The sequence below is a fragment of the Serratia sp. ID 25-353 genome, assembly GCF_054792795.1.
Map to the genome: position 1 here is coordinate 2,174,168 of NZ_CM139236.1, position 25,733 is coordinate 2,199,900.

The window sequence follows — 25,733 nt, forward strand, 5'->3', positions numbered from 1 at the left end:
ACCGGCGCTCATCGTCGCTTTTAAGCATCGGGCATTCCGTCAGCGCCGCTACCCCTCCCACACCGAAGGCCGGTTCTCGCTGCGCCATTTCTCCCCCGCCGCCGTCCCCGGCACCGGGGGCTTCAAGCCTTCGATAGTCCACAGCGAGAACGGCGTTTCGTCCACGTGCAGCTCCCAGCGCAGCCCGCGCGCGGCGAGGTAGGGTTGCAGGATGCGGGTGCAGGCCGCCAGGAATTGCTGCTGCTCCGCGTCGTTGTCCATGGCGCGGGCGATATGGTCGATGGTCACCCGCACGAAGTCATCGGCCGGTTCGCCGCCGAGATACGCCGCGCCGGGTGGCAGCGCGTGGAAGAAGACGTTGACGTAGAAGCGCGGTAAAAAGTCTTGGTACAGGGCGGTGACCTTCTGCGCAAGCGCGCGTTTATCGGCGGCGCTGAAGGCCGGTTCAGGGTGGTAAATCTGCCACAGTGGCATCGCGTTCTCTCCTCGGTAAAGCTGCGGGGTATCGACAATCGTTCTGGCCGGCAGCCGGTGTCAAACAAAACTCTAATAATAAGAGTAATAACTCCAATCATTGAAGTGATCAAGCCGAGGCGATAAAATTATCGGCAATCAGACGGAAAGCAGAGGTAAGGCAACGTGAAAGCAAAAGGGTTTGAGGGCATGACGTGTTCGGTGGCCCACGTGCTGTCGGCATTGGGCGATCGCTGGGGTGCGATCCTCATGCGCGATCTGTTGCTGGGGCTCTCGCGCTATGACGATCTGCGCCAGTCGACCGGCATCACCAACAATACGTTGGCCGATCGGCTCAGAGCGCTGGAAGGCAACGGCCTTATCGAAAAACGGCAATACCAGACGCGCCCCGATCGCTACGAGTATCTGCCGACGGAGAAGGGAAAAGATCTCGGTCTGCTGGTGATGGCGATGATTCAGATTGGCGACAAATGGAACCTGTCCGAGCTGGCCGGGCCGCCGCTGCGCGTGGTTGACCGCGCGACCGGCCACCCCGCCACCCTGCGCGTGATCGATGCCGTGACCGGCGAACCGCTGCCGCCGCAAAACCTGGCGCTGGCCGCCGGGCCCGGCGCCGATGAGATCACGCGATGGCGGCTGGCCGTCGGCAAAACCCGCTAACGGCGCACTACAACAGCGCAATCATCTTCAGCAGTTCGACCCGATTGCGGATGCCGAACTTTTTGCCGGCGTTATTGAGGTGCGAATAAACGGTTTTCGGGTGCAGGTTAAGCCGCCGCGCGGTCAAGCGGATATCTTCGGTGCGGGCGGTTTCACACAGCACCGCCGCCTCGCCAGGCGTGATCGCCGCCGCCCGATGCCGGTTCACCACGTGCCGTTCACCTTCCTCCTCACGGTAGACCAGCGCCGCGCAGGTTTCCCGCACCACCTGCAGCGCTTCCCGTTTGTGCAAAATCGCATCCGGCTGCGCCGCAGCGATAAACGCCAGGATCAGCGGTGAAGTCTTATCGACGAAGAACAGTATCCGGACGTCTTTATATTCAGCGCGGCAAAGGTCAATAAACCTCAAATAGGTTTCGAACCGATAAATTTCATGGGGAAAATCCATGATAATTAAATCAGGCGCCGGGCTTATATTTTTAACGATGTTAATATTGGGCGAAGATAAGGTTATCACCCCACCTCCCAATAATGTTTTCATGCCCAACCGGCACAGCGGTGAACCGTCGATATAAATCACTCTCACTTTAATTCTCCTTATCAGCATGAAAGCATGCTTCCACACCTCAGGCGGCTTGTCGCTGCTCTTTTTTGGGGTAATTTGCCTGCAAAGCACACCAATATAAAACATATTGATAACATGTTTTTTAAATAATCGCACATCCGTCAGCACGTTGATTAATACGCAAAAAAGGCATGAATGTTTCAAATTATTTCAATCACAAAATCTGGCAACCCAATAAAATCGCAACGTAATGATATAGATCTATTTTCTATTTTGTATGATATAAGCACAAATGAAAATAAATGTAACAGCAGGCCTTCTCGTCTTATTGCCTTATTCAAAACACCTATAGGGAAAATTCTTAGTTTGTTAGGATGAAAATCCATGTTTGCCGAGGCGTTTAAAAAACAATTGCGCAACATGATTAACCCACAACCGCACGTCAGTAATTTATTACTGTCAGGAAAGCTTTTCTCTAAAGTAAATTAAAGGGCATTTCACATGAATGTTAAATTAGTCGCATTATCCATGCTGGCTCTCTCCGGCGCCTGTGCGGCCGCTTCGTCCAATACGGTGCAATTTAAAGGCGAAGTCAGCACGCAAACCTGCTCGGTGAATATTAACGGTAACCAATCCAATCCGGTCGTTCTGCTGCCAACCGTCGCCGCCAGCAAACTCGCCACTAAAGGCGCCACCGCCGGTGACACCACGTTTACCGTTAACGTCACGGGCTGTACGGCCGCAACCAGCGATACGGCGATCAAAACCGTGCTGGCGGGCAACAACCCGACCACCAACGGCAACCTGGGCAATGCGGGCGATGCGGCCAAGGTGTCCATTCAACTGCTGGACAGCGACGCCACCACGCCGTTGTCATTCGCCAGCGGTTCGACCGTCACCACGTCGGCGATGACGCTGGCGAAAGACGCCACCTCCACCTCGCAGAACCTGGTGGCCCGCTACTACGCGGAAGACACCGGCGTGGCGGCCGGTTCGGTGATCGCCACCGCACAGTTCGCCATTAGCTACAAATAAGCCGGCGTCAGGCGCCATACCTGTTGATGCCAGCGCCGCCCTTCGCCGGGCGGCGCTGAATGACTCGCTCCCTTTATCGGTTCACGTTTATGCCGCAGATAACCCGCACCGCCCGTCGATGGGCCGCCCTGTCGCTTTGCCTGATGAGTTTTGCCGCTACCCACGCGTCGGCCAGCGTGACGCTGCTCGGCAACCGCGTGATCTACCCCGCCGAGGCGCGGGAAAAAACGCTGCAGTTCACCAACGACGACGGCACCCCGGCGCTGATGCAGATCTGGCTCGACATCAATAACCCCAAATCCACGCCGCAAAACGCCGATGCGCCCTTTGTCGCCTCGCCGCAAATCTTCCGCATGAATCCGCACAGCGGGCAAATGGTGCGACTGTCGTTCGTCGGCCAGCCGCTGCCGCGCGATCGCGAATCGCTGTTCTACCTCAACTTCCTGCAGGTGCCCGCCGTGCGCCAGACGGACAGCGACAAGAACAAACTGCTGCTGGTGGTCACCAATCGGCTGAAGGTGTTCTATCGCCCCGCCGGGCTGGCCGGCGACGCCAACCACGTCATCGATCGGCTCAGCCTGCGCCAGGCCGGCAACGCGCTGCGCGTCGACAACCCGACCGGCTACTACGTCAACGTCAGCCAAGCCGCGATCCTGAGCGGCGCGAAGCGCATCGCCATCCCGCAGGCGGACCTGATCCCGCCGTTTTCACAGGCCAGTTGGCCGGTGAACGGGGAGGTGCGGCAGGTCGCACTGCGCGTCATCAATGACTATGGGGTGGAAATCACACGCACCCTGAACGTCGCACGCTGACACCAGACAGGGAGATTTTCATGTTCGATGTCCGCAAGGCGACGCCGCTGCCCGCATGCTGGTGTTGCGCGCTGCTGGCGCTGCCGCTGGGCTGCGCCGCCGCCGACGGCTATACCTTCGATCCCGCACTGCTGCGCGGCAGCGTGCTGAGCAACAGCGCCCTGAGCCAGTTCAACCAGCAGGACGCCGTCGCTCCCGGCAGCTATCAGATCGATCTGTACCTCAACGGCCAGTTTCTCGAGCGCGACCAAATTCGCTTCGTGCGCGCAGGCAAGCAGGTGCTGCCCTGTTTCGATCGGCCGCAGCTGACGCGCTTCGGGCTGAAAAATCCGCCGGCGGCCGCCGAAGCGGAATGCCTGCTGCCCGGTCGGGATCTCAAGGACATCGCGGTGAACGCCGATATTTCGCGGCTGCGGCTGGATCTCAGCATTCCGCAGGCACTGTTGAACGGCCAGCCGCGCGGCAGCGTCAATCCCGCCAGCCTGGACAGCGGCGAATCGATGGCCTTCGTCAATTACAACCTCAACCAGTACCACGTCAGCTACCGACAGGGGCAAACTCGCGATCTCGACTCGACCTACGCCAACCTGAACGGCGGGTTCAACCTCGGGCTATGGCGCTACCGCCAGCAGTCCAGCTACCGCTACGATCGGGAGTTCGGCGGCCACCTGGACACCAGCCGCCGCTACGTGCAGCGCGCGATCTTGCCCTGGCGCAGCGAAATGCTGTTGGGCGAAGGTTTTACCGACGGGCACTTCTTCTCCGGCCTGGGCTTTCGCGGCATTCAGCTCAGTTCGGACGACCGCATGCTGCCGGATTCCCAGCGCGGCTATGCGCCGGTGGTGCGCGGCGTGGCAAAAAGCAACGCGCGCGTGACGGTGCTGCAGGGCAAAAGCACGCTGTATGAAACCACCGTCGCGCCGGGGCCGTTCGCCATCAACGATCTGTACGCCACCAACTACGCCGGCGATCTCACCGTGGTGGTGACGGAAGCCGACGGCAGCGTCAGCACCTTCACCGTGCCGTTCGCCGCGGTGCCGGAATCCATCCGCCCCGGCCAGTCGCGCTACTCCGCGATCGTCGGCCGTTCCCGCTACGTCGGCGACAACGATCTGTTCAGCGAAGTGACCTGGCAGCACGGCCTGACCAACGCCCTGACCTTCAACCTCGGCAACCAACTGGCGGACGGCTACCAGGCGATGATGCTGGGCGGGGTGTACAGCAGCTGGCTGGGCGCCTTCGGCATGGATACCACCTATTCCCACGCCAGCCTGCCGGACGGCGGCGCCTCCGGCTGGATGCTGCACCTCTCTTACAGCCGAACCTTCAGCCCGACGGATACCACGCTATCCATCGCCGGCTACCGCTACTCTACCGAGGGCTTTCGCGATCTCAGCGACGTGCTCGGCGTGCGGCGCGCCGCCGTCACCGGCCAAAACTGGCAGTCCGACTCCTACCGCCAGCGTTCGCGTTTCGAAGTCGCCGTCAATCAGGGGATGGGGGCGTTCGGCAGCCTGACGATGTCCGGCTCGACTCAGGACTACCGCGATCAGCGCGGCCGGGACAATCAGCTCCAGCTGGGCTGGGGGAAAACCTTCGGCAACGGCGTGGCGCTTAACCTCTCCGTCACCCGTACCCGCAGCCTGGGCTACAGCAACGGCGACTACCGCGGCTACGGGCCGCTGGATAATGTCTACAGCGCGCCGCTGGCGCAGAACACGCAGACCGTCACCGCCCTGTCGCTGAGCTTCCCGCTCGGCCGTTCGTCATCCGCCCCCAGCGTCTCGCTGCTGGCCAACCACAGCCAGGGCCAGGGGGGCAACTATCAGGCTGCGCTGTCGGGCAGCGTCGGCGACGAACAGCCGGTCAGCTACGGCCTGAACTTCACCACCGACGACGATCGCCAACAAAGTATCTGGGGCGGCAACCTGCAAACCCGTCTGCCTTACGCCAACGTCACCGGCTCGTTCTCCACCGCGCGCCAGTACCGACAAGGCTCCCTGTCGCTGCAGGGCGCCGTGGTGGCGCACCGCGGCGGCGTGACATTAGGGCCGTATGTCGGCGATACCTTCGCCCTGATCGAAGCGCCCGGCGCCAGCGGCGCACGGGTGATGGACGGCCAGGGCGCGCGCGTCGATCGTTTCGGCTACGCCCTGGCGCCGTCGCTGGTGCCCTATCACTACAACACCGTCGCGCTGAACCCCGAGGGCATGAACGACAAAGCGGAACTGGAAGATGGCCAGCGGCGCGTCGCTCCTTATGCCGGCGCTACGGTGCGTCTGCACTTCAACACCGTGCGCGGCCAGGCGCTGCTGATCACCGCGCAGCGGCCCGATAACGCGCCGATCCCGATGGGCGCCAACGTGTTGGACAACGCAGGCAACAGCGTAGGCATGGTCGGCCAGGCCAATCAGGTGTATCTGCGCAGCGACCGGAATGCCGGTGCGCTGACGCTGAACTGGGGCGACGCCCCCGGCCAGCAGTGCACGTTGCATTACCGCCTGCCCGCCGGGGAAGACGGCCCGATTCAACGGCTCAGCGCCCCGTGCCGCTAGCCCGTTCACACTTATTCTCAGGAGAGACGATGAAACGCATTGCTTACCCGATCGCCGCCCTGGCGCTGCTCGCCCTGTCGCTGTTCGGTGCGCCCGCCGCGCTGGCCCAATGCACCCGGGTCGCCCCCTGGATCGATTCCGGTTGCGATCCCTGCGGGGTGGGCACGGCGCTGGGCCGGGTTAACCTGACCAGCACTTACCTGCAGCCCGTCGGCACGCCGCTGGGCACCAGCGTGTTCGATCTTACGTCCGGCACGCGCTATCCCGATCCCAACAAGGTGTTGTATGAATGCGACGCCGGCGACGCGGGGCAGATCTATGAAGTCTTCGCCACCAACGGCGACGATCGCGTCGGTGGCTATTACGATCTGGGCGCCCAGGACGGTAACCCCAACTACTACGCCACCTACTTCCCCTACGTCGGCATCCGCCTGACCCATCTGGATTCCGGCAAGGTTTTTACCCGCTACTGGCAGTCGGCGCCGATTACCCGCTACGCCACCGTCGGCAGCAAAATTCAGATCCGGGTGAAAGACTTCAGCGCCATCCGTGCCGATTTGATCCGCATCAGCTCGCTGCCGGGCGCGGGTGCCAGCAACTACTGCGGCTACAGCGCCGGCAACCCGCTGGTGGGCATGGCCTCGACCACCGGCAATTCGAACTATACCTGCACGCAGCCGAACGGCTATGTCACCTTTCAGGGGCCCGGCATCGCCTCGGATCCTATCGGCAGCGACTCCGCCACCAACTACGCCACCTGGGGCACCGGGCGCTGGAACGCGATGGGCATGGGCACCGCACCGATCTCCTCATTGACCTATACCGCCACCTGCGTGGCGCGCAACGTCACGCCGCTGGTGATCCTGCCGACCATATCCGTCAGCCAGTTGACCGCCGGGCAAACCTCACAGGCGCAGTTCACCCTCAATATCGAATGCGACAACGCCGCCGTGTCCGGCGTCAGCAGCAACAATACCGCCCTCGGCCTGCAGGTGCCGTATGAAAGCTACGTCGCGGCGCAGCAGCTCGGGCTGGTCAGCGCCAACGGCGGCGTGAGCTACCTGCTCTCCAGCGGCTACGGCACCGACAGCAGCGTCGCTACCGGCGTGGGCATCGCACTCGCCAACGCCGGCAACGGCGCACCGATGAATTTCGTTGGCTGGGCGCGCTGCAGCGCCGGGCAATGCCCGCAAGGTAATGACGCCGGCTGGTACCCGGTGCTCAATGGCGCCAGCGGCGGCGGCAGCACCGCGGCAGGGTTTACCCACTACACCACCCAGCTCACCGCCACGCTCGCCCGGCTGCCCGGGCAAACCGTCACCGCCGGCAAAGTGGACGCCAGGGCCTACGTCTGGGTTAAGGTGCAATGATGAGAAAGAAATATCTGACGATGGGATGCGCCCTGCTGCTGGCGCTGGCGACCATGGGCGCGCAGGCGGGCATCATCGCCTCCGCCACCCGGGTGATTTTCCGCGAGGGCGACACGGAAAAAACCCTGATGCTGCTCAACACCAACGGCTATCCGATCGTGGCGCAAACCTGGGTCGATAACGGCGACGTCAACGCCGCCCCCGAGCTGTCGCGCGCGCCGTTTGTCACCCTGCCCAGCGTATTCGCCCTGCCGCCTTCGGCGCTGAAAGGGCTGCGGATCCTGTTTGCCGGCGCGGCCCTGCCCACCGACAGGGAGTCGGTGTTCTGGCTTAACCTGTATGAGATCCCGCCCAACCGGCCGACCACGCCGCCGCTGGCGTCGCGCGTGACGTTGGCGATGAACACGCAGATGAAAATCTTCTACCGCCCCAAAGCGCTGACGGGGAAAGCCGAAAACGCAGCCGAGGCCGTCTCGTTCACGCTGCAACAATCACCGGGCGGCTATCTGCTGCGCTGTCACAACCGGTCGGCGTTTTATCTCTCCTTCGCCCGCATCGCCGTGCATACCGACAGGCGTGATTACCCGGTGCGGCAAGAAAGCGACATGATGACCGCGCCGTTCAGCATGCGGGATTATCACCTCGACGGCGTTACGGCGCCGACACTCCCTTCACAGGTCACCGTTCAGGCCACCCTCATCAACGACCAGGGCCAACAGATCGTCAAGTCATACACAGCAAACCCATAACGATAAAAAGCAGCACATTTTTTTTAAGTACAGGAAATAGGGAAAATGAGTCTAAGCAGATTCCAGCTACAGTTTCACCTGGAGAAACAGGCCAACATCATCAGGCAGTCACCGGCGTTTCACGCCGCCATCGTCAAACACGGGGAGCTATTGAAAGAGACCTACAAGAAACATCCGCTGTTTTACAAAATCATCTTCAGGAACAGCCGGTTCATCATTTGTTCCACCATCCTGTCCATTTACTACCACCAGCCCGCCGCCGGGCTGAAAGACATCAAAGCCTTTTTTAAAGGAAAGAACATGATCAGCGAGAACTCCCTGGACTCCTTTCTGTTCTTTCTGCGGGTCGGCCGTCGGCTGGAGGTCAAACCCTGCGAACATGACAAACGCCAGCTGCGCTATAAGCCTACGCCGCACGCGCTGGCGGAAACCCAGGCGCTGATCGCCTCCATGGCACTGCCCTATCAGGCGCTGGCGCCACAGATGCCCATCTCGACGCTGCTGGCGGCGCCCGACTTTCTGCCCACCTTTTTCGCCGCCTACGGCCAGTTGATGCTCAAGGAGATCTACCTGATCGATCTGGTGCCGCAATCCGGGCTGTTTATCAGCAAGGACGCCGGCCACATGGTGCTGCTGATGCTGCATATCGAAAGCATCCGGCAGGACTCCCCCTTTCTGCTGCTCTCCTCGGCGAAAATCGCCAAGTCGTGCTCCGTCTCACGCGCGCACGTCAATCGCATTCTGCAGGCGGCGGAAAAATCGGGCCTGCTGACCACCACCAATAACGTGGTGATCGAACTCAACAGCTCGTTCTTTATCATGGCAGAGCGCTATTTCAGCCTCTATTTCGCGATGGTCGAATTCGGGCTTGAATGGGTTTGGCACACGCCGCAGGCCGCCGAGCCCCGCTGAGCCGATTTACCGCTCCCGCAGCACCTTATCGATCAGCCCCCAGGCCGCCGCTTCGTCGGCGGTCATGAAGCGATCGCGATCCAGCGCCTGCTCCACCGCCTCATCACTCAGGCCGCAATGTTGAGCGTAAAGCCGAATCACTCGCTCTTTGGTGCGCTTCATCTCTTCGGCGTGGATCAAGATGTCGGAGGCCTGCCCCTGAAAGCCGCCCAGCGGCTGGTGCACGTGCAGGCTGGCGTTGGGCAGCGCCATGCGGTGCCCCGGTTCGCCGGCCATCAGCAGAAACGAACCCATCGAACGCGCGGTGCCCATGCACAGGGTATGCACCGGCGCACGGATGTACTGCATGGTGTCGTAAATCGCCAGCCCGCTGCTGATCACTCCGCCCGGCGAGTTGATGTACAGGTGGATCGGTTTTTCCGGGTTTTCCGCCTCCAGAAACAGCAGTTGGGCGCACAGCATTTCGGCCACGTCGTCATTGACTTCGCCGTTGAGGAACACGATCCGATCGCGCAGCAGACGCGAATAAATATCAAAGGAACGTTCTCCCCGGCTGGTCTACTCCACCACCATTGGGACGAGCATCATCTTCTCACGCATCGGTGAACTCCTGGGTTGGCAACAAAGGGAAGTGTGTTTAACGCATCAGGCGGCGCGCATCACCGTCGTCGGGCCGTCGTTGGCGGCATCAAGCTGGTGAATAATACGCAGCAGGCTGCCGCCGCCGGCATCCGGCACGATCTGCAGCGTCACGACGCTTTCGAGAAATGGCGGCTGGTCGTCGCGCAGGCGATAGCTCACCGCCTCGCCCGGCGTAGTGGCCAGCGGATCGGCCTGCGCCAGGTCGCACGTCGGCAGCCACTGCTCGCGCAGCGCGGGAATGCTGAGCGCCCGCCACACTTTTTCCGGCGGCGCATCGAGCGCATACTCCAATACCAGCCGATCGTGCGGCGGCGGCTCAGCCCGTTTGTTCATTGATCCATGTCCTTTAGCAAGGTTTGCAGCGCGTCGATGCGCGCCGGCCACCAGGTGCGGTACTTCGCCAGCCACTGGGCAATCTGCGCCAACCCGTCCGGGTCGACCTGATAATTGACGCAGCGCCCCTGCTTCGCCTCGCGTATCAGCCCGGCATTGCGCAGCACCGCCAGGTGTTGCGACATTGCCGACTGGCTGATGGGCAACCCTTCGCGCAGCGCGCTGGCGTTCATGCTGCCGGCGGCGAGTTTGTCGAAGATGGTGCGGCGGGTCGGATCGGCCAACGCTTTGAAGATGTCATTTTCGTTCATATAAACACATTAGTATTCACTTATGTATTATGCAAACGCCGGGGCAGGAATTTTTTCCGCGAAGCGAGACTCCGCGCCGGTGCGCGGAGCCGATAGAGGAGAGATTACAGCGGCTTATTGCAAGCGGGCGTGGCCAGCGCGGGTTGCCCGGCCGGCGCCCCTTCCTGCGCCTCCAGCGCGAGACGCGCCAGCGGCATATCTTCGTGGTAGCGCGCCTCGGCGTTCAGGCTCTTCGAGTAGCGGTTGTACTTCCACCAGGCGTAACCCAGGAACACCACCAGCCCGCCGACGTTATAGAACACGATGGTCATGATGCTGGCGCCGGTCGGGAACGTCGAGGCGAAGAAACCGACGGTGAAGATGGCGATCAGCACGCTGACGATGGCGATGCCCTGCAGGCGCGAGCCCATTTTGAAATCGCGCGCCACCCGGTCGTACTTCAGCCGCAGATTCAGGTAGGCCAACATGATGAACAGCGGCGGCAGCATCGAGGCGGCGGCGGTCATGTTGATCAGCGTGTTCATCAAGTCCTGCACGCTGCTGGAACCCAACGTCGGGATCAGCATCAGCGGGATAACGATGAAAAACTGGATCCAGGCGGCGCGCGTCGGCACGCCGTGCCGGTTCAGGCGAATGGTTTTCTCGCCGAAAATGCCCTTCGGGATTTCGGTGAAGAAAATCTTCACCGGCGCCGCCGTCCACATCAGCAGCGAACCGAACATGGCGGTGAAGGAGACGATGCCGACGAAGCGGTTCATCAGCACCGTCGGCAGGCCGAAGTGCGCCGACAGGCCTTCGAACACCTGTACCGTACCGCCGGTAAAGTGCAGATCGGTGCGGTGCACGAAGACGTTAATCAGCAGCGAAGACACCGAATACAGCACGCCGATGAACAGCCCGGAAACGATGATCACCTTCACGAAGGCGCGGCTGCCGCCTTTCACATCGTTCACGTACACCGCCACAGATTCCGCCCCGCCCGCCGCCTGGAAGATCCAGGCGGTAATGCCGAGGAACGCCCAGTTGAAGTTCGGCGTCATCGCCTGCACGTTGATCGGGTCGGCCGGCTCAATGCCGCCCAGCACCGCCGCGCCCGCCAGAACGATGTAGGAAAACGTCAGCAGCAGCATCAGCGACGAGGTCACCGAGGTCATCGGGCCCAACAGTTTCGCGCCGCTGTTGGAGATGTAGGTCGAGAAGGCGAACAGGAAGATGCTGATGATCGCCGTGGTCAGCGGCGTAAACACGTAGTCATAGCCTAAAAACGCGTAAGAGGCGTAGGCGATGACGCGCGGCAATAGCGCGGTGAAGAAGAACAGGTTTACGAACCAATAGGTGTAGGCGGTGATAAACGCCCAACGCCCGCCGAGCGCGCTTTTCACCCAGGCATAGACGCCGGCCTCGGAATTGCGGTTGAGCGAGACGAACTCGGCGATGATCAGGCAAAAGGGAATGAAGTAAATGATCGTCGCCACCAGGAACACCGGCGACGAGGCGACCCCGAGCTGAATATTGTTGTTAATCACGTTGTTGAAACTGAACACTGCCGCAAACGTCATCGACAGCAGGCCAAACTTGCCGATGGTGTTTCTGTTCGACGCAGCCATAGAGATTCTCCGAATGGTGTAGGGGACTTCGGTTTGTTGTGATCGGCGAGCGCGCTATTTATTGACGAAATAGCTGTCTTCCACCGTCACTTTTAAAATGACTTTTTTTACCTTGCCGCTTTCTGTGAAGCGGTGAGCCTGGTGGTTTTCGAAGATCACCACGTTGCCCTTGCCGACCCGGCGCTTCTCGCCTTCGCCGCTGAAAAACTCGCGATCGGTTTCGTCCTGATAGGGCGCCACCGTCGTCAGCGCCCGTTTGTCGGCGACCTCGACGCTCTCTTCCCCCTCGAGGTAATAGTGCACGTCGAAGTAACGGCGGTTGCCCTCCAGCCAGCCGTGCTGGCGGCCGGCGCCGACGCTCAGCCGATACGTCAGCGAGTCGCCGATCGAATGGCACACGTTTGGGCTGATGCGATCGACATTGGCGATCGCCTCCATACAGCGCAGCCACTTCTTGCCGCTGCGATAAATGCGCTGGAACTCCGCCAGGGATTCGAGAATGATCATGCGTTTTCCTCCGCAGACTGCGGGTGATGGTGAGCGGGCGCGAAGTCATAACCGGCGAGCGCGGCGCCCTGCGTTTGCCGCCCGTCGAACGGCACTAGCGTGAAGCCGTAGCTGAACGGCGCCAGATAGACCCGGTGGGTATCCAGCACTTCGGAGCCCCAGGAGTTGGAGCCGAGACCGAGGATCTGGTCGTCCAGGTTCAGCGTCAGGCAGTCGCTCGGCTCCAGCTCGTTGATGTGTTGGGCCTGGTGCAGCATCTCAGCGCTGTAAGGCCACAGGCTGAAATTGATCGGCCGCCGCGGCTGGATGAAGATCCCCTTGCCCGCCGCGTCCTGCAGGCTCAGCCAGCGCACGTCCTGCCGGTTGCCGTTGTCCTGCGGGAACGGATAGTGTTCGAACAGCGCGTCGGCGCGCTGCCGGTAGTGGCCGATGAGGTTGGCCCGGCAGCTGTCACGGTAGTTCTCGCCCGGTCCGCGGCCGTAGTATTCCACCTGCTCGAAGCGGCGACTGATGCCGAAATCGAGACCGATTTTCGGGATAATCTGCCGGAAATCGCCGTAAGGCTCACCGGACAGATCCAGGCTGACGTGGCCCTGCGGGGAGATGCACCAGCGGTAGGTGCAGCACATGCCAAAGTCGAACACCGGCGGCGCGATCAGGCTGTGCACCTCGAGCAGCAGATCTTCGCCCTGCCATTGCCGGCTGAGGCGGCGGAAGTGCTGCTGCATGATGGGGAAATGTTGCGGCAGCCAAATCCCTTCATATTCCTGTTTATGGTTATCGATCACCGGTTTGAAGAAGGTGATGCGCGGCGCTCGTCCCACCACGTCTTCACCGTCTACCCGCCACGACTGCAGTTCGCCGCTCAGCAGCGAGAACGCCAGCTGGAACCGGCCGCCGCTGACGATCAGCTGATGGTTTTCCTCGCGGCATTGCAGCGCCGGCGCATCGGCCAACGGTGGAGCCGGTCGCCGCGTCGCCGCCTGGCGCAGATGCTGATAATGCCCCAACCGCTGGTCGCTCTCGCTGTAGCGGGTGGCGCTGTCCTTATGCACCGCCACGTCGATCAGCGTTTCCCCCGGCCCCAGCGCCAACACCGGCAGATGCATGTCCTCGCTCTCGCCCGGCTGCAGATGCGGCAGCTTGAATTCGTAACTTGCCACCTGGCGGCCGTCGGTCTTGACGCTGACCTTCAGCGTGATGTCCGCCAGCGAGCTGAACCAATAGCGGTTTTTCACCCGCAGCACGTCACCCGCGCCCTCTTCCGCCGTCACCTCCACCGGGCACAGCACCTGCTGGTATTCCCGCAGGCCGGGACCGGGGCGTTGGTCCGGGTAGATCAGGCCGTCCATACAGAAGTTGTAGTTGTTCGGGTAGTCGCCGTAATCACCGCCGTACTGGTAGCGTTCGCGCCCCTGCGCGTCGTGGCTCAGCAGGCCGTGATCGCACCACTCCCAGATGTAGTGCCCCTGCAAACTGGCGTGACGGTTGAACACCGACTGGTATTCGAACAGCCCGCCGGGGCCATTGCCCATCGCGTGGGCGTATTCGCACAGGATGCGCGGTTTGGGGTGCGGGTATTCGCCGAAGGCGTTCATCATCGCCACCCGGGAATACATGGTGCTGATCACGTCGGTCACTTCGGCGTCGCGATCTTCTTCATAGTGGATCAGACGGGTCGGATCGAGCGCCTTGCAGCGCCGGGCCATGGCACGAATGTTGCAGCCGTAGCCGGACTCGTTACCCAGCGACCAGATGATGATCGACGGGTGGTTTTTCTGCGCCGCCACGTGGCGCTCGATGCGCTCGACGTAGGCCTGCTCCCAGCGCGGATCGTCGGTGATGCGGCTTAGATCGCCGACGTTGGCGAAGCCGTGGCTCTCCAGATCGGTCTCCGCCATCACGAACAGACCATAGATATCACACAGCTCGTAAAAGCGCGGGTCGTTGGGGTAATGGGCGGTGCGCACCGAGTTGATGTTGTGCTGCTTCATCAGCACGATGTCTCGCTCCACCCGTGCCATATCGACGGCGCGCCCTTTGCGGTGATCGTGATCGTGGCGGTTGACGCCGTGCAGTTTGAGGTAGCGCCCATTGACGTACATCAGCCCGTCACGTACCGCGATCTCGCGGAACCCTACCCGCTGCGGCACCACGCCCAGCAGATTGCCGGCGCCGTCATACAGGCTGAGCAGCAGCTGATACAGATAGGGATTTTCCGCATTCCACTGCTGCGGACGGCTGACCGGCAGTTCGAAACGGCAGCTCAGCGCCTGCTCGATGCGCAGATCGTCGCGCCACTGCTCCGCTACGCAGCGATCGCCGTCGAACAGCTGCGCCTGCAGGCGGCAGCCTTCGGCGGCCTGCACACCGAGATGGCGCAGCTCGGCGTCGATCGCCAACTGCGCGTCGCAGTAGCGTTCATCGAAGGTGGTGACCAGCGTCAGGTCGTGAATGTGGGTAGCGCGCTGGCCGATCAGGTAGACGTCGCGAAAGATGCCGGCCATCCACCACATGTCCTGATCTTCGATGTAGGTGGAATCGGCCCACTGCATCACCCGCACCGACAGCAGGTTCTCGCCCTGCCGCACATAGGGGCTGATGTCGAACTCGGCGCACAGTCGGCTGCCCTTGCTGAAGCCGACATAGTTGCCGTTAACGTACACCTCGAAGTAGGTTTCCACGCCATCGAATTTGATCAGCACCTGCTGATCTTGCCAACCGGCGTCGAGCGTAAAGTGGCGCTGATAGGCGCCGGTGGGGTTATTGGTCGGCACGTAGGGCACGTCGATCGGGAACGGGAAGCCCTCGTCGGTGTACTGCAGGTGGCCGTGCCCTTCCAACTGCCACATGCCCGGCACCGCCATATCGCCCCAGTCGTTCATCGGCTCCCGGTAAAACGCCGCCGGCACCTGCGCCGGGTGCTCGAAGAAGCGAAAACGCCAGCGGCCGCTCAGCAGCTGGAAGCGCCGGCTGGCGTTGCGATCGAAGCTCAGCGCCTGCCCGGCGTCCGCGTAGCTGAAGAAGCTCGCGCGCGGCGCCAACCGGTGCTCCGACTGTTTTTCAATATTTTCCCAATTATTCACGTCACGTCTCCCGACACCTGTGCAATGCGGAAACGATAGTAAATATTTAGTAAAAACTACAGTTGATATTTACCAAATGACGACAGGATCACAATAAATCTCAAATGCCTTTTTTTATCATGACGTTAATTTTGGGCGCCAACGCAACGCCCCGCCGAGGCGGGGGCCGGTCAGGCGACGGTGGTGTCGCGTAGCTGCAGCGAGCTGGGAACGAAGATCGACAGCGGGACGGCGCGCTCATCGCGCAGCCGCTCCACCAGCAGGTTGACGGCCTGTGCGCCCATGGTTTCCGAAGGGATGCGCACCGTGGACAAGGCGGGGAAAATAAAGCGGGCGGTGGGAATGTCGTTGACGCTGATCAGCGCGATCTGCCCCGGCACCTGAATGCCGTGTTCGTGCAGCGCGCGCAGCACGCCGATCGCGATCGAATCGGTCGCCACCAGCAGCGCCGGCGGATAGCCATTCTTGCTCTGCAACATCGCTTTGGCGCACTGGTAGCCCGACTGGCTGCTGAAATCGCCGTGGTAAATATCCTGCGCTCGCACCACGTTTTGCTGCCGGCCATACTCGACGAACGCCTGTTCGCGCTGGTCGATACCGGCCGGATCGTCGCGGCCGCCGATAAAGCCGATGCGCTGATAGCCGCGGCCGATGAAGTAGTCGATCACCTTGCGGCTGATCTTGTACAGGTCGACATTGACGCAGTCGAACCGCTCATCCTCCACCACGCCGTCGATGAATACGACCGGCGTTTCCTGCTGCCTGAGCTGCTCATACAGCGCGGGCTGTGGCCGGCCGATCACCAGCAGGCCGTCGGCCGCCGGCAGCGCCTTGTCGCCGTTGAAGTCGTAGCCGGCGCTCAGCGCCACGCCCAGCTTTTCGCACTGCGTTTCGATGCCGTAGCGCATCGCCAGGTAATAGGGATCGTTGATCTCCACGCCCTGCGTGTAGGTAAACAGCGCGGCGAAATGCAGGCGTTGCCCGCTTTGCCGTTTGGAAGGCGCGACCTTGTATTCGAGGCGCTCCGCCGCTTCCAGGATCTTCTGGCGGGTTTGCGCTTTCACGCTCAGGGTGGGGTCGTCATTCAACACGCGCGAAACGGTGGCGACGGACACATTAGCGGCTTCAGCAATTTCCTTCAGTGTGGCCATAGAGTCCCAATGCACAGACGAAAAACGGTAGCTTAAACGGATAGCGCCGCGGCGTACAGCGCCGCCCGCCTCCTCTCCTTGCCAGATCGGGCCAGAGCACGCTCATGCCAGCCGTTGCCGGGCACCTGCAGCGAAAGATACCCATTTCGCCCGCTGTGATCAAGTTAACGCTTTACTGATTTAAGCGTATTTTTTACTAAATATTTTACTAATATACCTGCCGTTTACCGCCCATAAGGGCGGACTTTTTCTCTTCTCCCAGGGAGCCGGGAGCGACCTCGCGTGAGCCGCCGCTCGGCTGACGTGCCGAACCATCCAACATCAGGCCTATGCCCCATGAAACTACTAAGCCATCACGCCCTGTTGCCCTTGCTGCTGCTCGTTAGCGCACCCGCCTGGGCGGCTCAAGAACCGGTTACCCCGGCGGAGCGCAATCAGCTCCCTCCGCCGCCGCTACCCGATAGCGCCGCGACCGCCCTGCGTTTTTACGGCGAGCTCGGCATCGGCGGCAGCGTCTATTTGAACGGCGAACATCAGCATCAATACAGCGACGGCACCTATATCGAAGGTGGCCTGGAGATCAAGCGGGGCCACTGGTTCGGGCTGATTTACGGCGAAGGCTGGACCGTGCAGGCGGACAGCCAGGGCCACGCCTGGACGCCGGACCACGGCTGGGGCGGCTTCGAGGGTGGGTTGAACCGCTTTTACGGCGGTTACCGCACCGACGACGGCACCGAGATGATGCTCAGCGTGCGCAACGATTCGTCGCTCGACGATTTGCAATGGTGGGGTGACTTCACGCCGGAGTATGGCTACGTGATCCCCAATACCCGCGATCTCAGCTACGCCGCCAAGCTGCAAAACCTGACCGGGCGCTTTCGCTACAGCGTGACGGCGGCGCCGGAAAGCCGCATCGACGAGAGCAAGGCGCTGCTGCACTTCGGTAAATACGACCGCTATTCCGACAAGTATACCTATCGGGCGATGGTCAACGGCTACACCCAGTACGACCTGCAGGACAATCTGACGCTGCTGACCGGCCTGGAAGTGACCGACGGCCTGGGGCAGCTGTTTCTGCTGGGGCTGCGCGGCCAGCACCTGGCCGGCCGCGTCTGGCACCACACCGGCAAAGGCGACAACGGCGGCCATCCCGGCAGCGAGTCGGGCCTGATGCTCAGCGCGATGACGGAAACCGCCAAAGGGCTGTATCTCTCCACCGCCTACAGCTACGCCCGCCACCGGTTTGATAACGCGGCGGATACCGCCACCTCATACGCCCAGTTCGGCGTCTGGTACGAATACGCCGGCGGCAAACTGGCCACCGCGCTGGACAGCAAATTCTTCATGCGCAACGACAGCACCGATGCCAGCAACTCGGTGTTTCTGATGCAATATTTCTATTGGTAACCGTTGAGGCTTCTACGATGAACATGACTCCCCTGACCCCGCTGGCCACTGCCCTCATCCTCGCGTTAGCGCTGACGGGCTGTGCGCCGAAAACGCCCGACGCCGACGCCCCGTTGGCCGAGCGCTATAAAAACGTCATCGACCGCCACGGCGCGCCGCACTTTATGCTCGATTACGATTTCGACGATCACCAGCGCTTCAATCCGTTCTTCGATCTCGGCGCCTGGCACGGTCACCTGTTGCCGGGCGGCCCGGAGGGCATGGGCGGTTTCCCCGGCCCGGCGCTGCTGACCGAAGAGTACATCAACTTTATGGCCAACAATTTCGATCGGCTCAGCGTCTATCGAAACGGTAAACCGGTGCATTTCACCATGACGGCCTACAGCCTGCCCGGCGCCCTGGTGCAGCGGCTCAGCGCGCCGGGCGTGACCGTCAACCTGACGCTGCGCTTCGCCGCTGCGCGCACCTCGCTGCTGGAAACCCAAATCCTGACCGACACGCCGCTGGATCTGGTGTGGGACGGTGAATTGCTGGAGCGCTACGCGGCCAAAGAGCAAAAACCGCAGCCGCCGGCGACCCTCGAGCAGGCGTTTCCGGACTACACGCGCCGCATTGTGCCGACCGCTGACGGCCTGCGCGTCACCTTCGGCAAGGTGCGCGCGCCGTCGCAGCTGATGACCTCGGGCCAGTCCGAGTATCAGATCCACAAATCGCTGCCGCAGCGTACCACGGTCGACGGCCACCGCTTCCGCGCCACGGCGCGCATCACCGGTTCCACCACCCTGTACACCACCTACTCGCACCTGCTCACCGCCGAAGAGGCGCAGCGCGAACAGCGCGCTATCGCCGATATCCTCGCTCACCCGCAGCGCTATATGGCCGCGTCGGCCCAGCGTTGGGAACGCTATCTCGCCACTGGGCTCAGCAACCCGCACGCCACGCCGGAACAAACCCGCGTGGCGGTCAAAGCGATGGAAACGCTGAACGGCAACTGGCGCGGCGCAGCCGGGGCGATGAAGTTCGACTCGGTCACCCCGTCGGTGACCGGGCGCTGGTTCTCCGGCAACCAAACCTGGCCGTGGGACACCTGGAAGCAGGCCTACGCCATGGCGCACTTCAACCCGGACGTGGCCAAGGACAACATTCGCGCAGTATTCGCCTTCCAGATCCGGCCGGGCGACACCCTGCGCCCGTGGGACGCCGGTTTTCTGCCCGACCTTATCGCCTACAACCCCAGCCCGGAGCGCGGCGGCGACGGCGGCAACTGGAACGAGCGCAACACCAAGCCGAGCCTGGCGGCCTGGGCGGTGATGGAAGTGTATCGCGTCACCGGCGATAAGGGCTGGCTGGCGGAGATGTACCCGAAGCTGGTGGCCTACCATGACTGGTGGCTGCGCAACCGCGATCACAACGGCAACGGCGTGCCAGAGTACGGCGCCACTCGCGACAAAGCGCACAATACCCCCGACGGGCGCATGTTGTTTACCGTCAAGCGCGGGCAGCGCGAGCAAACGCTGGCCGGCCTCGACAATTACGATCGCATCGTGCGAGAGGGGCAGTACGACAGCATCGAGATCCCGGCACAGACCGCCGCCTCCTGGGAGTCGGGCCGCGACGATGCGGCGGTATTCGGCTTTATCGATCCGGATCAATTGGCGCGCTACGTGGCGCAGGGCGGCAAACGCGAAGATTGGCAGGTGAAATTCGCCGAAAACCGCGCGCAGGATGGCACGCTGCTCGGCTACTCGCTGCTGCAGGAATCGGTGGATCAGGCCAGCTATATGTACAGCGACAACCGCTATCTGGCGGAGATGGCCGATATTCTCGGCCGCGGCGCCGAGGCCGCCGCCTTCCGCGCCAAAGCCGACCGGCTGGCGGCCTACATCAACACCTGCATGTTCGACAAGCAGAGCGGTTTCTTCTATGACATCCGCATCGAAAGCCGGCCGTTGGCCAACGGCTGCGCCGGCAAACCGATCGTCGAACGCGGCAAAGGGCCGGAAGGCTGGTCGCCGCTGTTCAACGGCGCCGCCAGCCAGCCGCACGCCGATGCGGTGGTCAGGGTGATGAAGGATCCGCGTGAGTTCAATACCTACGTGCCGCTCGGCACCGCGGCGCTGACCAACCCGGCGTTCGGCGCGGACATCTACTGGCGCGGCCGCGTGTGGGTCGATCAGCTGTATTTCGGCCTCAAGGGCATGGAGCGCTACGGCTATCGCGACGACGCGGTGGCAATGGCGCAGGCCTTCTTCCGCCACGCCGACGGCTTGGTCGCCGACGGGCCGATCCGCGAGAACTACAACCCGCTCACCGGCAAGCAGCAAGGCGCGCCGAACTTCTCCTGGAGCGCGGCGCACCTGTACATGTTGTATAACGACTTCTTCACGCAATAAGCCGCTGCGGCCACCGCCATCGTTGCCCGGCGGTGGCCCGCGTTTATGAGCGGATCGGGATCACCAGTACGTCGATATTGAGCTGGTTGATGGCATTGCGGGTGGAAGAAAACAGGTTGCTCCACAGATCGTGGTGATGGCCGAACACCAGCAGATCGATGTTCTTATCCACGACTGCCGTGCGCAGTTCGTCAACGAAGCCGCCGCGTCCGATAATCACTTCCGCGATCGGGTAATTGACGTTTTGCGTGGTGGGCTCCAGCTCTTTGCGGATCTTCTCTTCGAACGGCACGCCGTTATCGCTGCGCTCCGAAAAGCCGATCGCCGCGTGGTAGGTGTCGTAGTGAACGTCCACATAGATCAGCGAGAGTTTGGCCTGCAGCGCCTCCGCCAGCAGCGCCCCCTTTTCGACCAGCCGTTTGCCGTCATCGCTCAGATCGGTGGCGATGACAATATGGTGGTAACACATAGCGCCTCCTGTCATGGACTCGGTAGAGCCGAGGCTCCGATATCACGCCGGGGTCATATCGTTATGGTTAATTTTAGTTCAGAAATGGCGCGTATGACGGATGGCGACGCGGTGGGAAAGCCCCGTTACCGGGGCTGAAGGCAAAAAATTACTTCTCGCGCTGCGCCTCAAACCAGACGTTGCACAGCGACAGGATCAGCGTGTTGGCGTCTTTCACCAGCACGTTATCGCCGGGCACCCCATCGGTGCCCTGATCGGTGATGCCTTTGATGGCGGTATCCGCGTGCTGAATGGCCACGCGTTCGACCGACGGCGTGCTGATGCCCAGCATCGGGAAATCGATGTAGGAGCTGCTGCCGGAATTGTCCTCGACAAACTCCTGCGCTTCTACGGTGCTGACGGTGGCCCCTTCGCTTTTCAGCGCCGTGCCGTTCCAGCTGAACGCATCCGCTTTGTAGCTGATTTTGCCGCCGATCAGGCTCTGCGCCTGCTGTTGATCCCAGCAGCCGGTGGTCTGGGTCGGCACAATTTTACTGACGCGCCAGTTGCCCAGCAGCTGTTTGGGGATCGGCCCGGTATCGCTCTCCGCCGCCCGAACCTGAGTCGCCGAGACGCAGGCCAACACCACCAGCGGCAGCAGCGCCTTGCTCCAAGTGTTCAATCGCATTGTCTTTTCCTTCGTTTCAGTACCCAGTCTGCCCTCACGGGCCAACGGCTATCATAATAAGCCCGCCGATTCGCCGTCAAAACAATCCGCACCGCGCCAGGCGGCGGCCGCTCATAGCTAATCGCTATGAGTCATAGTGAATCAGTATTTTGTTTTAGCCCAGCGATTACCTACAGTCACTGCCACTATTCTGCCCGCCAAAATTAGCAGGCAATGTTGACAAGGACCCTGGGAAAATGACATTTACGCTGAAAAACCTCACCCTGGCGCTGGCCGCCGCCGGCACGCTGCTGCTGACCGCCTGCGGCCCAGCCACACAGGACGATCACCACATCAAGGTCGGCATCAGCGCCGGCATCGATCAGTCGCTGTGGGCGGTGGTGCAAAAGGTCGCCAAGCAGAAATACGATCTGGACGTGGAGGTGGTGACATTCAACGACTACGTGCTGCCGAACGAAGCGCTGAACAACGGCGATCTGGACATCAACGCCTTCCAGCACAAGCCGTATCTGGACAAGCAGATGCAGGAGCGCGGCTACAAACTGGCGGCGGTGGGCAACACCTTCGTCTACCCGATCGCCGGCTATTCGAAGAAGATAACCGCACTCAGCCAGTTGCCGGACGGCGCGCAGGTGGCGGTGCCGAACGATCCGACCAACCTGGGCCGCTCGCTGCTGCTGTTGCAAAAACAGGGGCTGATCACCCTGAAAGACGGCGTCGGCCTGCTGCCGACCGCGCTGGACATCGTCGGCAACCCGAAAAAGCTGAAGATCGTCGAGATTGAAGCGCCGCAGCTGCCGCGCGCGCTGGACGACCAACAGGTGACGCTGGCGATCATCAACACCAACTATTCCAGCCAGATCGGCCTGTCGCCGGCCAAGGACGGGCTGTTTGTCGAAGACAAAAACTCGCCGTACGTCAATATATTCGCCAGCCGCATCGACAACAAAGACAGCGAGAAAGTGAAGGATCTGGTCAAGGCCTATCAGACCGACGAAGTGGCGGCCAGCGCCGCCGACATCTACAAGGGCGACGCCGTTAAAGGCTGGTAACCCTCCCCCGCATGCCCGTGGCGCCCGGCCACGGGCCATGCCAACTTTAACCGCGCTGGATGGACACGCCGCCGTCCACCAACATCGCGGTGCCGGTGACGAATGAGGAAGCGTCAGACGCCAGATACAGCGCCGCCTGCGCGATCTCCTCCGGCGTCGCCAGCCGCTTCAGCGCGTGCAGATCGGCCACCTGCGCCAACGCCTCCGGGGTATTGCTCATCTGCCGGCCCATCGCCGTATCGGTACCGCCCGGCAGCAGCGCGTTCACCCGAATGCCGCGCCCGCCGAACTCCACCGCCAGCGCCTGCGTCAGGCCGATCAGCCCCGATTTGCCGGCCGCATAGGCCGCCGTGCCGGGAAACGCCGCGGTGTGGCCGACGAAGGTGGAGGTGAAAATCACCGAGCCCGCGCCGCGCGCCAGCATGGCGGGGATTTGATATTTGGCGCCGTAGTAGGCGCTGGAAAGGTTGGTTTCCAACACGTCGCGCCACGCTGAGGCACTCAACGCCAGCGACGGCCCCAGCGGCCCCAGCGTGCCGGCGTTGTTGAAGGCGATATCCAGCCCGCCGAACTCATCGACCGCCGTCGCCGTCAGCCGTTCGGCGAAGGCTTCGTCACGGACGTCGCCCGCCACCGCAAGCGCCCGGCCGCCCTCGCGCCGAATGTCATCCACCAGTTCGGCCAACAGCGGCTCGCGCCGCGCGCCCAACACCAGCGCTGCGCCCTGGCGAGCGAACAGCAGCGCCGCCGCCCTGCCGATCCCCGAACTGGCGCCGCCGATCACCGCCACCTTGCCGTTTAATGCGTTCATCGCTCATCCTCACGTGTTTTAAAGATCCTCAGTGTGAGGCAAGATTCGGCGCCGCGCTGGCCGCAAACGGACATGTAACTGACGCCAATAAGAAAGGCGCTGCAAGCAGCGCCCCGGCAACGCGAATCTGGCGGTGAACTCACGGCCTGGCCGCATACTTCTGCATCGTGGCCGGCGTCACCAGCTCGAACGGGATCCAGTAATACGGCTCGAGCTTTTCACCGTTGATCATGCGCTGCGCCACATCGACCGAGGCTTTGCCCTGCCCGACCGCGTCCTGGAACACCGTGACCTGCATCTTGCCGGAGGCCAACGCCTTGAGGCCGTCCGGCGTAGCGTCGATGCCGCCGATCAGCACTTTCTTGTCCGCCTTGCCCGCTTGCTGCAGCGCCATGATTGCGCCGATCGCCATCTCGTCGTTGTTGGCGGCGACGATGTCGATCGCTTCGCCGTTGGTCAGCCAGTTCATCATCAGATCCATGCCTTCACTGCGTGAATAGTTGGCGCTCTGCTTCTGCACCACCTTCATTTTCGGGTACTTGCTCACCACCTGCTCCACGTCTTTGGTGCGCTGCAGCGCGCCGGCGTCGGTCAGGTTGCCGATCATCACCGCCACATTGCCCTGATAGCCGGCCAGCCGCGCCAGCTCTTCCATCTGCAGCGTGCCGGATTCCCGCTCGTCGGAGCCGACGAACACCACGCCCTGCGGCAGGTTGGCGTCGCCCGGCGTGCGGTTCACGTACACCAGCGGCACGCCGGCGGCCTGCACCATTTTGGTCATCACCGGCGTGCTGGCCGAGTTGACCGGATCGACGATAATCGCGTCCACCCCGGCGCTGATAAAGCTCTGCACCTGATCGGTTTGGCGGCCGACGTCGCCGCGCGCGTCCTCGAACTGCACGGTGATGCCGCGCGCCTTGGCCTCCTTGTCGATCGCCTGGCGGATGATGGTGAGGAAGTTCTGGTCAAAATAGGCCATCGACACGCCGATGGTTTGCGCCCATGCCGGGGTAGAAGCGAACAGCGCCACCGCCAGCCACAGCCCTTTCAGGTAATTCATGATGTGTCCCCCGGTAAAAAAACGCCGCCGGCCAACCCTGGCGCCGGCGGCAATTCACGGCAATCAGTGTTTTTTGCGGTTGCGCCGCATGTCGATCGACACGGCGGCGACGATAATCACGCCTTTGATGATGTCCTGAATGTAAGAATCGACGCCGATAAAGGTGAAGCCGCTTTTGATCAGGCCGAGGATCACCGCGCCGATCAGCGTGCCGGTGATGCGCCCGACGCCGCCCATCAGGCTGCTGCCGCCGATCACCGCCGCGGCGATGGCGTCCAGCTCGTACGACATCCCCATGCTCGACTGGCCGCTGCTGACGCGCGCCGCCAGCACCACGCCCGCCAACCCCGCCAGGCCGCCGGCGATGGTGTAAACCGTCACCAGGTACTTATTGACGTTGATGCCGGAAACCCGCGCCGAGGTCATGTTGCCGCCGATGGCGTAGATGTATTTGCCGTAGCGCGTGTGCTTAAGCGCGATATGGAAGATCACCGCAATCACCAGGAAGATGATCACCGGCATCGCGCCCTGGCCGATTGACGTGAAGCCGTCCGACAGGAAACTGACCGGGTTACCCTTGGTGTAGTACTGCGCCAGACCACGCGCCGACACCATCATCCCCAGCGTGGCGATAAACGGTGGAATGCCGGTGCGGGTGATCAGGAAGCCGTTGATAAAGCCGCAGACAATGCCCACCCCGATCCCCGCGCCGATCGGGATCGCCGCCGGCAGATCGAGCAGCCCCGGGTACATCGGCGAGATGCTGTCCGAGGTCTGCGCCAGGCTGGCCGCCACCACCGCGGTCAGCGCAATCAGCGAGCCGGAGGAGAGATCGATGCCGGTGGTGATGATCACCTGGGTGACGCCCACCGCGATGATGCCGATGATCGCCACCTGCAGCACGATCAGCAGCAGGCGGTTCGGGTTCAGCAGAAACGACTGATCGCGCATGTACCAGCCGAGGATTTCGAAGATCAGCGCGATGCCAATCATCACGATGAAGATGCCGGTATCCTTCGGCATTTTGCCGCTCAGCCCGGAGAACAGCGTTCCCTTGCCCGTTGAATCGGCGGAGAGCGGCTTCTCAATCTTTACATTACTCATG

24 protein-coding genes are annotated in these 25,733 nt (G+C 62.0%); 10 read left to right on the forward strand and 14 right to left on the reverse strand.

The window, feature by feature from the left end; all coding sequences use genetic code 11:
- Positions 1-48 precede the first annotated feature (48 nt).
- The gene (locus ACYF6X_RS10400; RefSeq protein WP_107226940.1) at positions 49-474 is read right to left on the reverse strand and encodes a tautomerase family protein; all 426 of its coding nucleotides are present in this window, start codon (positions 472-474) and stop codon (positions 49-51) included.
- A gap of 189 nt (positions 475-663) precedes the next feature.
- On the opposite strand from ACYF6X_RS10400, the gene ACYF6X_RS10405 reads away from it, so the two are divergent.
- Positions 664-1,134 carry a winged helix-turn-helix transcriptional regulator gene (locus ACYF6X_RS10405; RefSeq protein ID WP_242512545.1) on the forward strand — a complete coding sequence of 157 codons (471 nt, stop codon included), beginning with the start codon at positions 664-666 and terminating at the stop codon, positions 1,132-1,134.
- Positions 1,135-1,141: 7 nt separating this feature from the next.
- Here the strand turns inward: ACYF6X_RS10405 and ACYF6X_RS10410 are convergent, their stop codons facing one another.
- Positions 1,142-1,867, reverse strand: coding sequence for a helix-turn-helix transcriptional regulator (locus ACYF6X_RS10410; RefSeq protein WP_242512544.1), 726 nt, complete (start codon positions 1,865-1,867; stop codon positions 1,142-1,144).
- A gap of 333 nt (positions 1,868-2,200) precedes the next feature.
- Here ACYF6X_RS10410 and ACYF6X_RS10415 point away from each other — a divergent pair, with 333 nt between their 5' ends.
- From ACYF6X_RS10415 to ACYF6X_RS10440, 6 genes are read left to right on the forward strand one after another with little or no spacing between them, the layout of a single operon-like run.
- Positions 2,201-2,734: a fimbrial protein gene (locus tag ACYF6X_RS10415; protein ID WP_063989578.1), complete on the forward strand. Its 534-nt coding sequence runs from the start codon at positions 2,201-2,203 to the stop codon at positions 2,732-2,734.
- 59 nt (positions 2,735-2,793) lie between these two features.
- The gene (locus ACYF6X_RS10420; RefSeq protein ID WP_242512543.1) at positions 2,794-3,546 is read left to right on the forward strand and encodes a fimbrial biogenesis chaperone; all 753 of its coding nucleotides are present in this window, start codon (positions 2,794-2,796) and stop codon (positions 3,544-3,546) included.
- A gap of 20 nt (positions 3,547-3,566) precedes the next feature.
- On the forward strand, positions 3,567-6,101 hold the full coding sequence (locus ACYF6X_RS10425) for a fimbria/pilus outer membrane usher protein (RefSeq protein WP_130017922.1): 2,535 nt from the start codon (positions 3,567-3,569) through the stop codon (positions 6,099-6,101).
- 29 nt (positions 6,102-6,130) lie between these two features.
- Entirely contained in the window at positions 6,131-7,471 is a 1,341-nt protein-coding gene (locus ACYF6X_RS10430; protein WP_063989575.1) for a fimbrial protein, read from the forward strand.
- Complete coding sequence (locus tag ACYF6X_RS10435) at positions 7,471-8,220, forward strand: fimbrial biogenesis chaperone (protein ID WP_063989574.1); 750 nt, start codon at positions 7,471-7,473, stop codon at positions 8,218-8,220. Before ACYF6X_RS10430 ends, ACYF6X_RS10435 begins: the two co-directional genes overlap by 1 nt.
- A gap of 45 nt (positions 8,221-8,265) precedes the next feature.
- The gene (locus ACYF6X_RS10440; RefSeq protein WP_130017921.1) at positions 8,266-9,132 is read left to right on the forward strand and encodes a hypothetical protein; all 867 of its coding nucleotides are present in this window, start codon (positions 8,266-8,268) and stop codon (positions 9,130-9,132) included.
- A 6-nt stretch (positions 9,133-9,138) separates the two neighbouring features.
- Here ACYF6X_RS10440 and ACYF6X_RS10445 read toward each other — a convergent pair whose 3' ends face one another.
- The 7 genes from ACYF6X_RS10445 to ebgR form a co-directional block, all read right to left on the reverse strand.
- Complete coding sequence (locus tag ACYF6X_RS10445) at positions 9,139-9,663, reverse strand: ATP-dependent Clp protease proteolytic subunit (protein WP_460925784.1); 525 nt, start codon at positions 9,661-9,663, stop codon at positions 9,139-9,141.
- 114 nt (positions 9,664-9,777) lie between these two features.
- On the reverse strand, positions 9,778-10,107 hold the full coding sequence (locus ACYF6X_RS10450; protein ID WP_063989571.1) for an SRPBCC family protein: 330 nt from the start codon (positions 10,105-10,107) through the stop codon (positions 9,778-9,780).
- A complete protein-coding gene (locus tag ACYF6X_RS10455) occupies positions 10,104-10,418 on the reverse strand; it encodes an ArsR/SmtB family transcription factor (RefSeq protein WP_063989570.1) in 315 nt (104 codons plus the stop codon). The genes ACYF6X_RS10450 and ACYF6X_RS10455 overlap by 4 nt, the downstream gene beginning before the upstream one ends.
- 104 nt (positions 10,419-10,522) lie before the next feature.
- Positions 10,523-12,025 (reverse strand): amino acid permease, encoded by a 1,503-nt coding sequence (locus ACYF6X_RS10460; protein WP_063989569.1) that lies wholly within the window; start codon positions 12,023-12,025, stop codon positions 10,523-10,525.
- A gap of 54 nt (positions 12,026-12,079) precedes the next feature.
- Positions 12,080-12,532, reverse strand: a complete 453-nt coding sequence (locus ACYF6X_RS10465; RefSeq protein ID WP_063989568.1) for a beta-galactosidase subunit beta — start codon at positions 12,530-12,532, stop codon at positions 12,080-12,082.
- On the reverse strand, positions 12,529-15,618 hold the full coding sequence (ebgA, locus tag ACYF6X_RS10470) for a beta-galactosidase subunit alpha (protein ID WP_130017920.1): 3,090 nt from the start codon (positions 15,616-15,618) through the stop codon (positions 12,529-12,531). The genes ACYF6X_RS10465 and ebgA overlap by 4 nt, the downstream gene beginning before the upstream one ends.
- Before the next feature lie 170 nt (positions 15,619-15,788).
- Positions 15,789-16,769 (reverse strand): transcriptional regulator EbgR, encoded by a 981-nt coding sequence (gene ebgR / locus ACYF6X_RS10475; RefSeq protein ID WP_063989566.1) that lies wholly within the window; start codon positions 16,767-16,769, stop codon positions 15,789-15,791.
- A gap of 336 nt (positions 16,770-17,105) precedes the next feature.
- Here ebgR and ygjJ point away from each other — a divergent pair, with 336 nt between their 5' ends.
- Together ygjJ and ygjK are read left to right on the forward strand one after the other, a co-directional pair.
- Complete coding sequence (gene ygjJ, locus ACYF6X_RS10480; protein WP_130017919.1) at positions 17,106-18,176, forward strand: protein YgjJ; 1,071 nt, start codon at positions 17,106-17,108, stop codon at positions 18,174-18,176.
- A gap of 17 nt (positions 18,177-18,193) precedes the next feature.
- A complete protein-coding gene (gene ygjK, locus ACYF6X_RS10485) occupies positions 18,194-20,569 on the forward strand; it encodes an alpha-glucosidase (RefSeq protein ID WP_130017918.1) in 2,376 nt (791 codons plus the stop codon).
- A gap of 43 nt (positions 20,570-20,612) precedes the next feature.
- On the opposite strand, the gene ACYF6X_RS10490 is transcribed toward ygjK, so the two are convergent.
- Together ACYF6X_RS10490 and ACYF6X_RS10495 are read right to left on the reverse strand one after the other, a co-directional pair.
- On the reverse strand, positions 20,613-21,038 hold the full coding sequence (locus tag ACYF6X_RS10490) for a universal stress protein (protein ID WP_049204172.1): 426 nt from the start codon (positions 21,036-21,038) through the stop codon (positions 20,613-20,615).
- Positions 21,039-21,186: 148 nt separating this feature from the next.
- On the reverse strand, positions 21,187-21,705 hold the full coding sequence (locus tag ACYF6X_RS10495) for a hypothetical protein (protein WP_049202527.1): 519 nt from the start codon (positions 21,703-21,705) through the stop codon (positions 21,187-21,189).
- A 236-nt stretch (positions 21,706-21,941) separates the two neighbouring features.
- Here ACYF6X_RS10495 and metQ point away from each other — a divergent pair, with 236 nt between their 5' ends.
- Positions 21,942-22,757, forward strand: coding sequence for a methionine ABC transporter substrate-binding lipoprotein MetQ (gene metQ / locus ACYF6X_RS10500; protein WP_063989564.1), 816 nt, complete (start codon positions 21,942-21,944; stop codon positions 22,755-22,757).
- 46 nt (positions 22,758-22,803) lie between these two features.
- On the opposite strand, the gene ACYF6X_RS10505 is transcribed toward metQ, so the two are convergent.
- The 3 genes from ACYF6X_RS10505 to ACYF6X_RS10515 all read right to left on the reverse strand — a co-directional run bounded on the left by ACYF6X_RS10505 (position 22,804) and on the right by ACYF6X_RS10515 (position 25,732).
- Positions 22,804-23,568 (reverse strand): SDR family oxidoreductase, encoded by a 765-nt coding sequence (locus ACYF6X_RS10505; RefSeq protein ID WP_130017917.1) that lies wholly within the window; start codon positions 23,566-23,568, stop codon positions 22,804-22,806.
- A 139-nt stretch (positions 23,569-23,707) separates the two neighbouring features.
- Positions 23,708-24,628 (reverse strand): sugar ABC transporter substrate-binding protein, encoded by a 921-nt coding sequence (locus ACYF6X_RS10510; protein WP_130017916.1) that lies wholly within the window; start codon positions 24,626-24,628, stop codon positions 23,708-23,710.
- A 63-nt stretch (positions 24,629-24,691) separates the two neighbouring features.
- Positions 24,692-25,732: an ABC transporter permease gene (locus ACYF6X_RS10515; RefSeq protein WP_025160279.1), complete on the reverse strand. Its 1,041-nt coding sequence runs from the start codon at positions 25,730-25,732 to the stop codon at positions 24,692-24,694.
- Between the last annotated feature and the right edge of the window lies 1 nt (position 25,733).

What these genes read in the sequence shown, in the direction of transcription:
- ACYF6X_RS10435 (WP_063989574.1), top strand. Translation starts at nt 7,471, where the DNA reads ATGAGAAAGAAATATCTGACGATGGGATGCGCCCTGCTGCTGGCGCTG.
- ACYF6X_RS10430 (WP_063989575.1), top strand. Translation starts at nt 6,131, where the DNA reads ATGAAACGCATTGCTTACCCGATCGCCGCCCTGGCGCTGCTCGCCCTG.
- ACYF6X_RS10510 (WP_130017916.1), bottom strand. Translation starts at nt 24,628, where the DNA reads ATGAATTACCTGAAAGGGCTGTGGCTGGCGGTGGCGCTGTTCGCTTCT.
- ACYF6X_RS10420 (WP_242512543.1), top strand. Translation starts at nt 2,794, where the DNA reads ATGACTCGCTCCCTTTATCGGTTCACGTTTATGCCGCAGATAACCCGC.
- metQ (WP_063989564.1), top strand. Translation starts at nt 21,942, where the DNA reads ATGACATTTACGCTGAAAAACCTCACCCTGGCGCTGGCCGCCGCCGGC.
- ACYF6X_RS10455 (WP_063989570.1), bottom strand. Translation starts at nt 10,418, where the DNA reads ATGAACGAAAATGACATCTTCAAAGCGTTGGCCGATCCGACCCGCCGC.
- ACYF6X_RS10400 (WP_107226940.1), bottom strand. Translation starts at nt 474, where the DNA reads ATGCCACTGTGGCAGATTTACCACCCTGAACCGGCCTTCAGCGCCGCC.
- ebgR (WP_063989566.1), bottom strand. Translation starts at nt 16,769, where the DNA reads ATGGCCACACTGAAGGAAATTGCTGAAGCCGCTAATGTGTCCGTCGCC.
- ygjK (WP_130017918.1), top strand. Translation starts at nt 18,194, where the DNA reads ATGAACATGACTCCCCTGACCCCGCTGGCCACTGCCCTCATCCTCGCG.
- ACYF6X_RS10450 (WP_063989571.1), bottom strand. Translation starts at nt 10,107, where the DNA reads ATGAACAAACGGGCTGAGCCGCCGCCGCACGATCGGCTGGTATTGGAG.
- ACYF6X_RS10495 (WP_049202527.1), bottom strand. Translation starts at nt 21,705, where the DNA reads ATGCGATTGAACACTTGGAGCAAGGCGCTGCTGCCGCTGGTGGTGTTG.
- ACYF6X_RS10415 (WP_063989578.1), top strand. Translation starts at nt 2,201, where the DNA reads ATGAATGTTAAATTAGTCGCATTATCCATGCTGGCTCTCTCCGGCGCC.
- ACYF6X_RS10515 (WP_025160279.1), bottom strand. Translation starts at nt 25,732, where the DNA reads ATGAGTAATGTAAAGATTGAGAAGCCGCTCTCCGCCGATTCAACGGGC.
- ACYF6X_RS10505 (WP_130017917.1), bottom strand. Translation starts at nt 23,568, where the DNA reads ATGAACGCATTAAACGGCAAGGTGGCGGTGATCGGCGGCGCCAGTTCG.
- ACYF6X_RS10490 (WP_049204172.1), bottom strand. Translation starts at nt 21,038, where the DNA reads ATGTGTTACCACCATATTGTCATCGCCACCGATCTGAGCGATGACGGC.
- ACYF6X_RS10405 (WP_242512545.1), top strand. Translation starts at nt 664, where the DNA reads ATGACGTGTTCGGTGGCCCACGTGCTGTCGGCATTGGGCGATCGCTGG.
- ygjJ (WP_130017919.1), top strand. Translation starts at nt 17,106, where the DNA reads ATGAAACTACTAAGCCATCACGCCCTGTTGCCCTTGCTGCTGCTCGTT.
- ACYF6X_RS10440 (WP_130017921.1), top strand. Translation starts at nt 8,266, where the DNA reads ATGAGTCTAAGCAGATTCCAGCTACAGTTTCACCTGGAGAAACAGGCC.
- ACYF6X_RS10465 (WP_063989568.1), bottom strand. Translation starts at nt 12,532, where the DNA reads ATGATCATTCTCGAATCCCTGGCGGAGTTCCAGCGCATTTATCGCAGC.
- ACYF6X_RS10460 (WP_063989569.1), bottom strand. Translation starts at nt 12,025, where the DNA reads ATGGCTGCGTCGAACAGAAACACCATCGGCAAGTTTGGCCTGCTGTCG.
- ACYF6X_RS10425 (WP_130017922.1), top strand. Translation starts at nt 3,567, where the DNA reads ATGTTCGATGTCCGCAAGGCGACGCCGCTGCCCGCATGCTGGTGTTGC.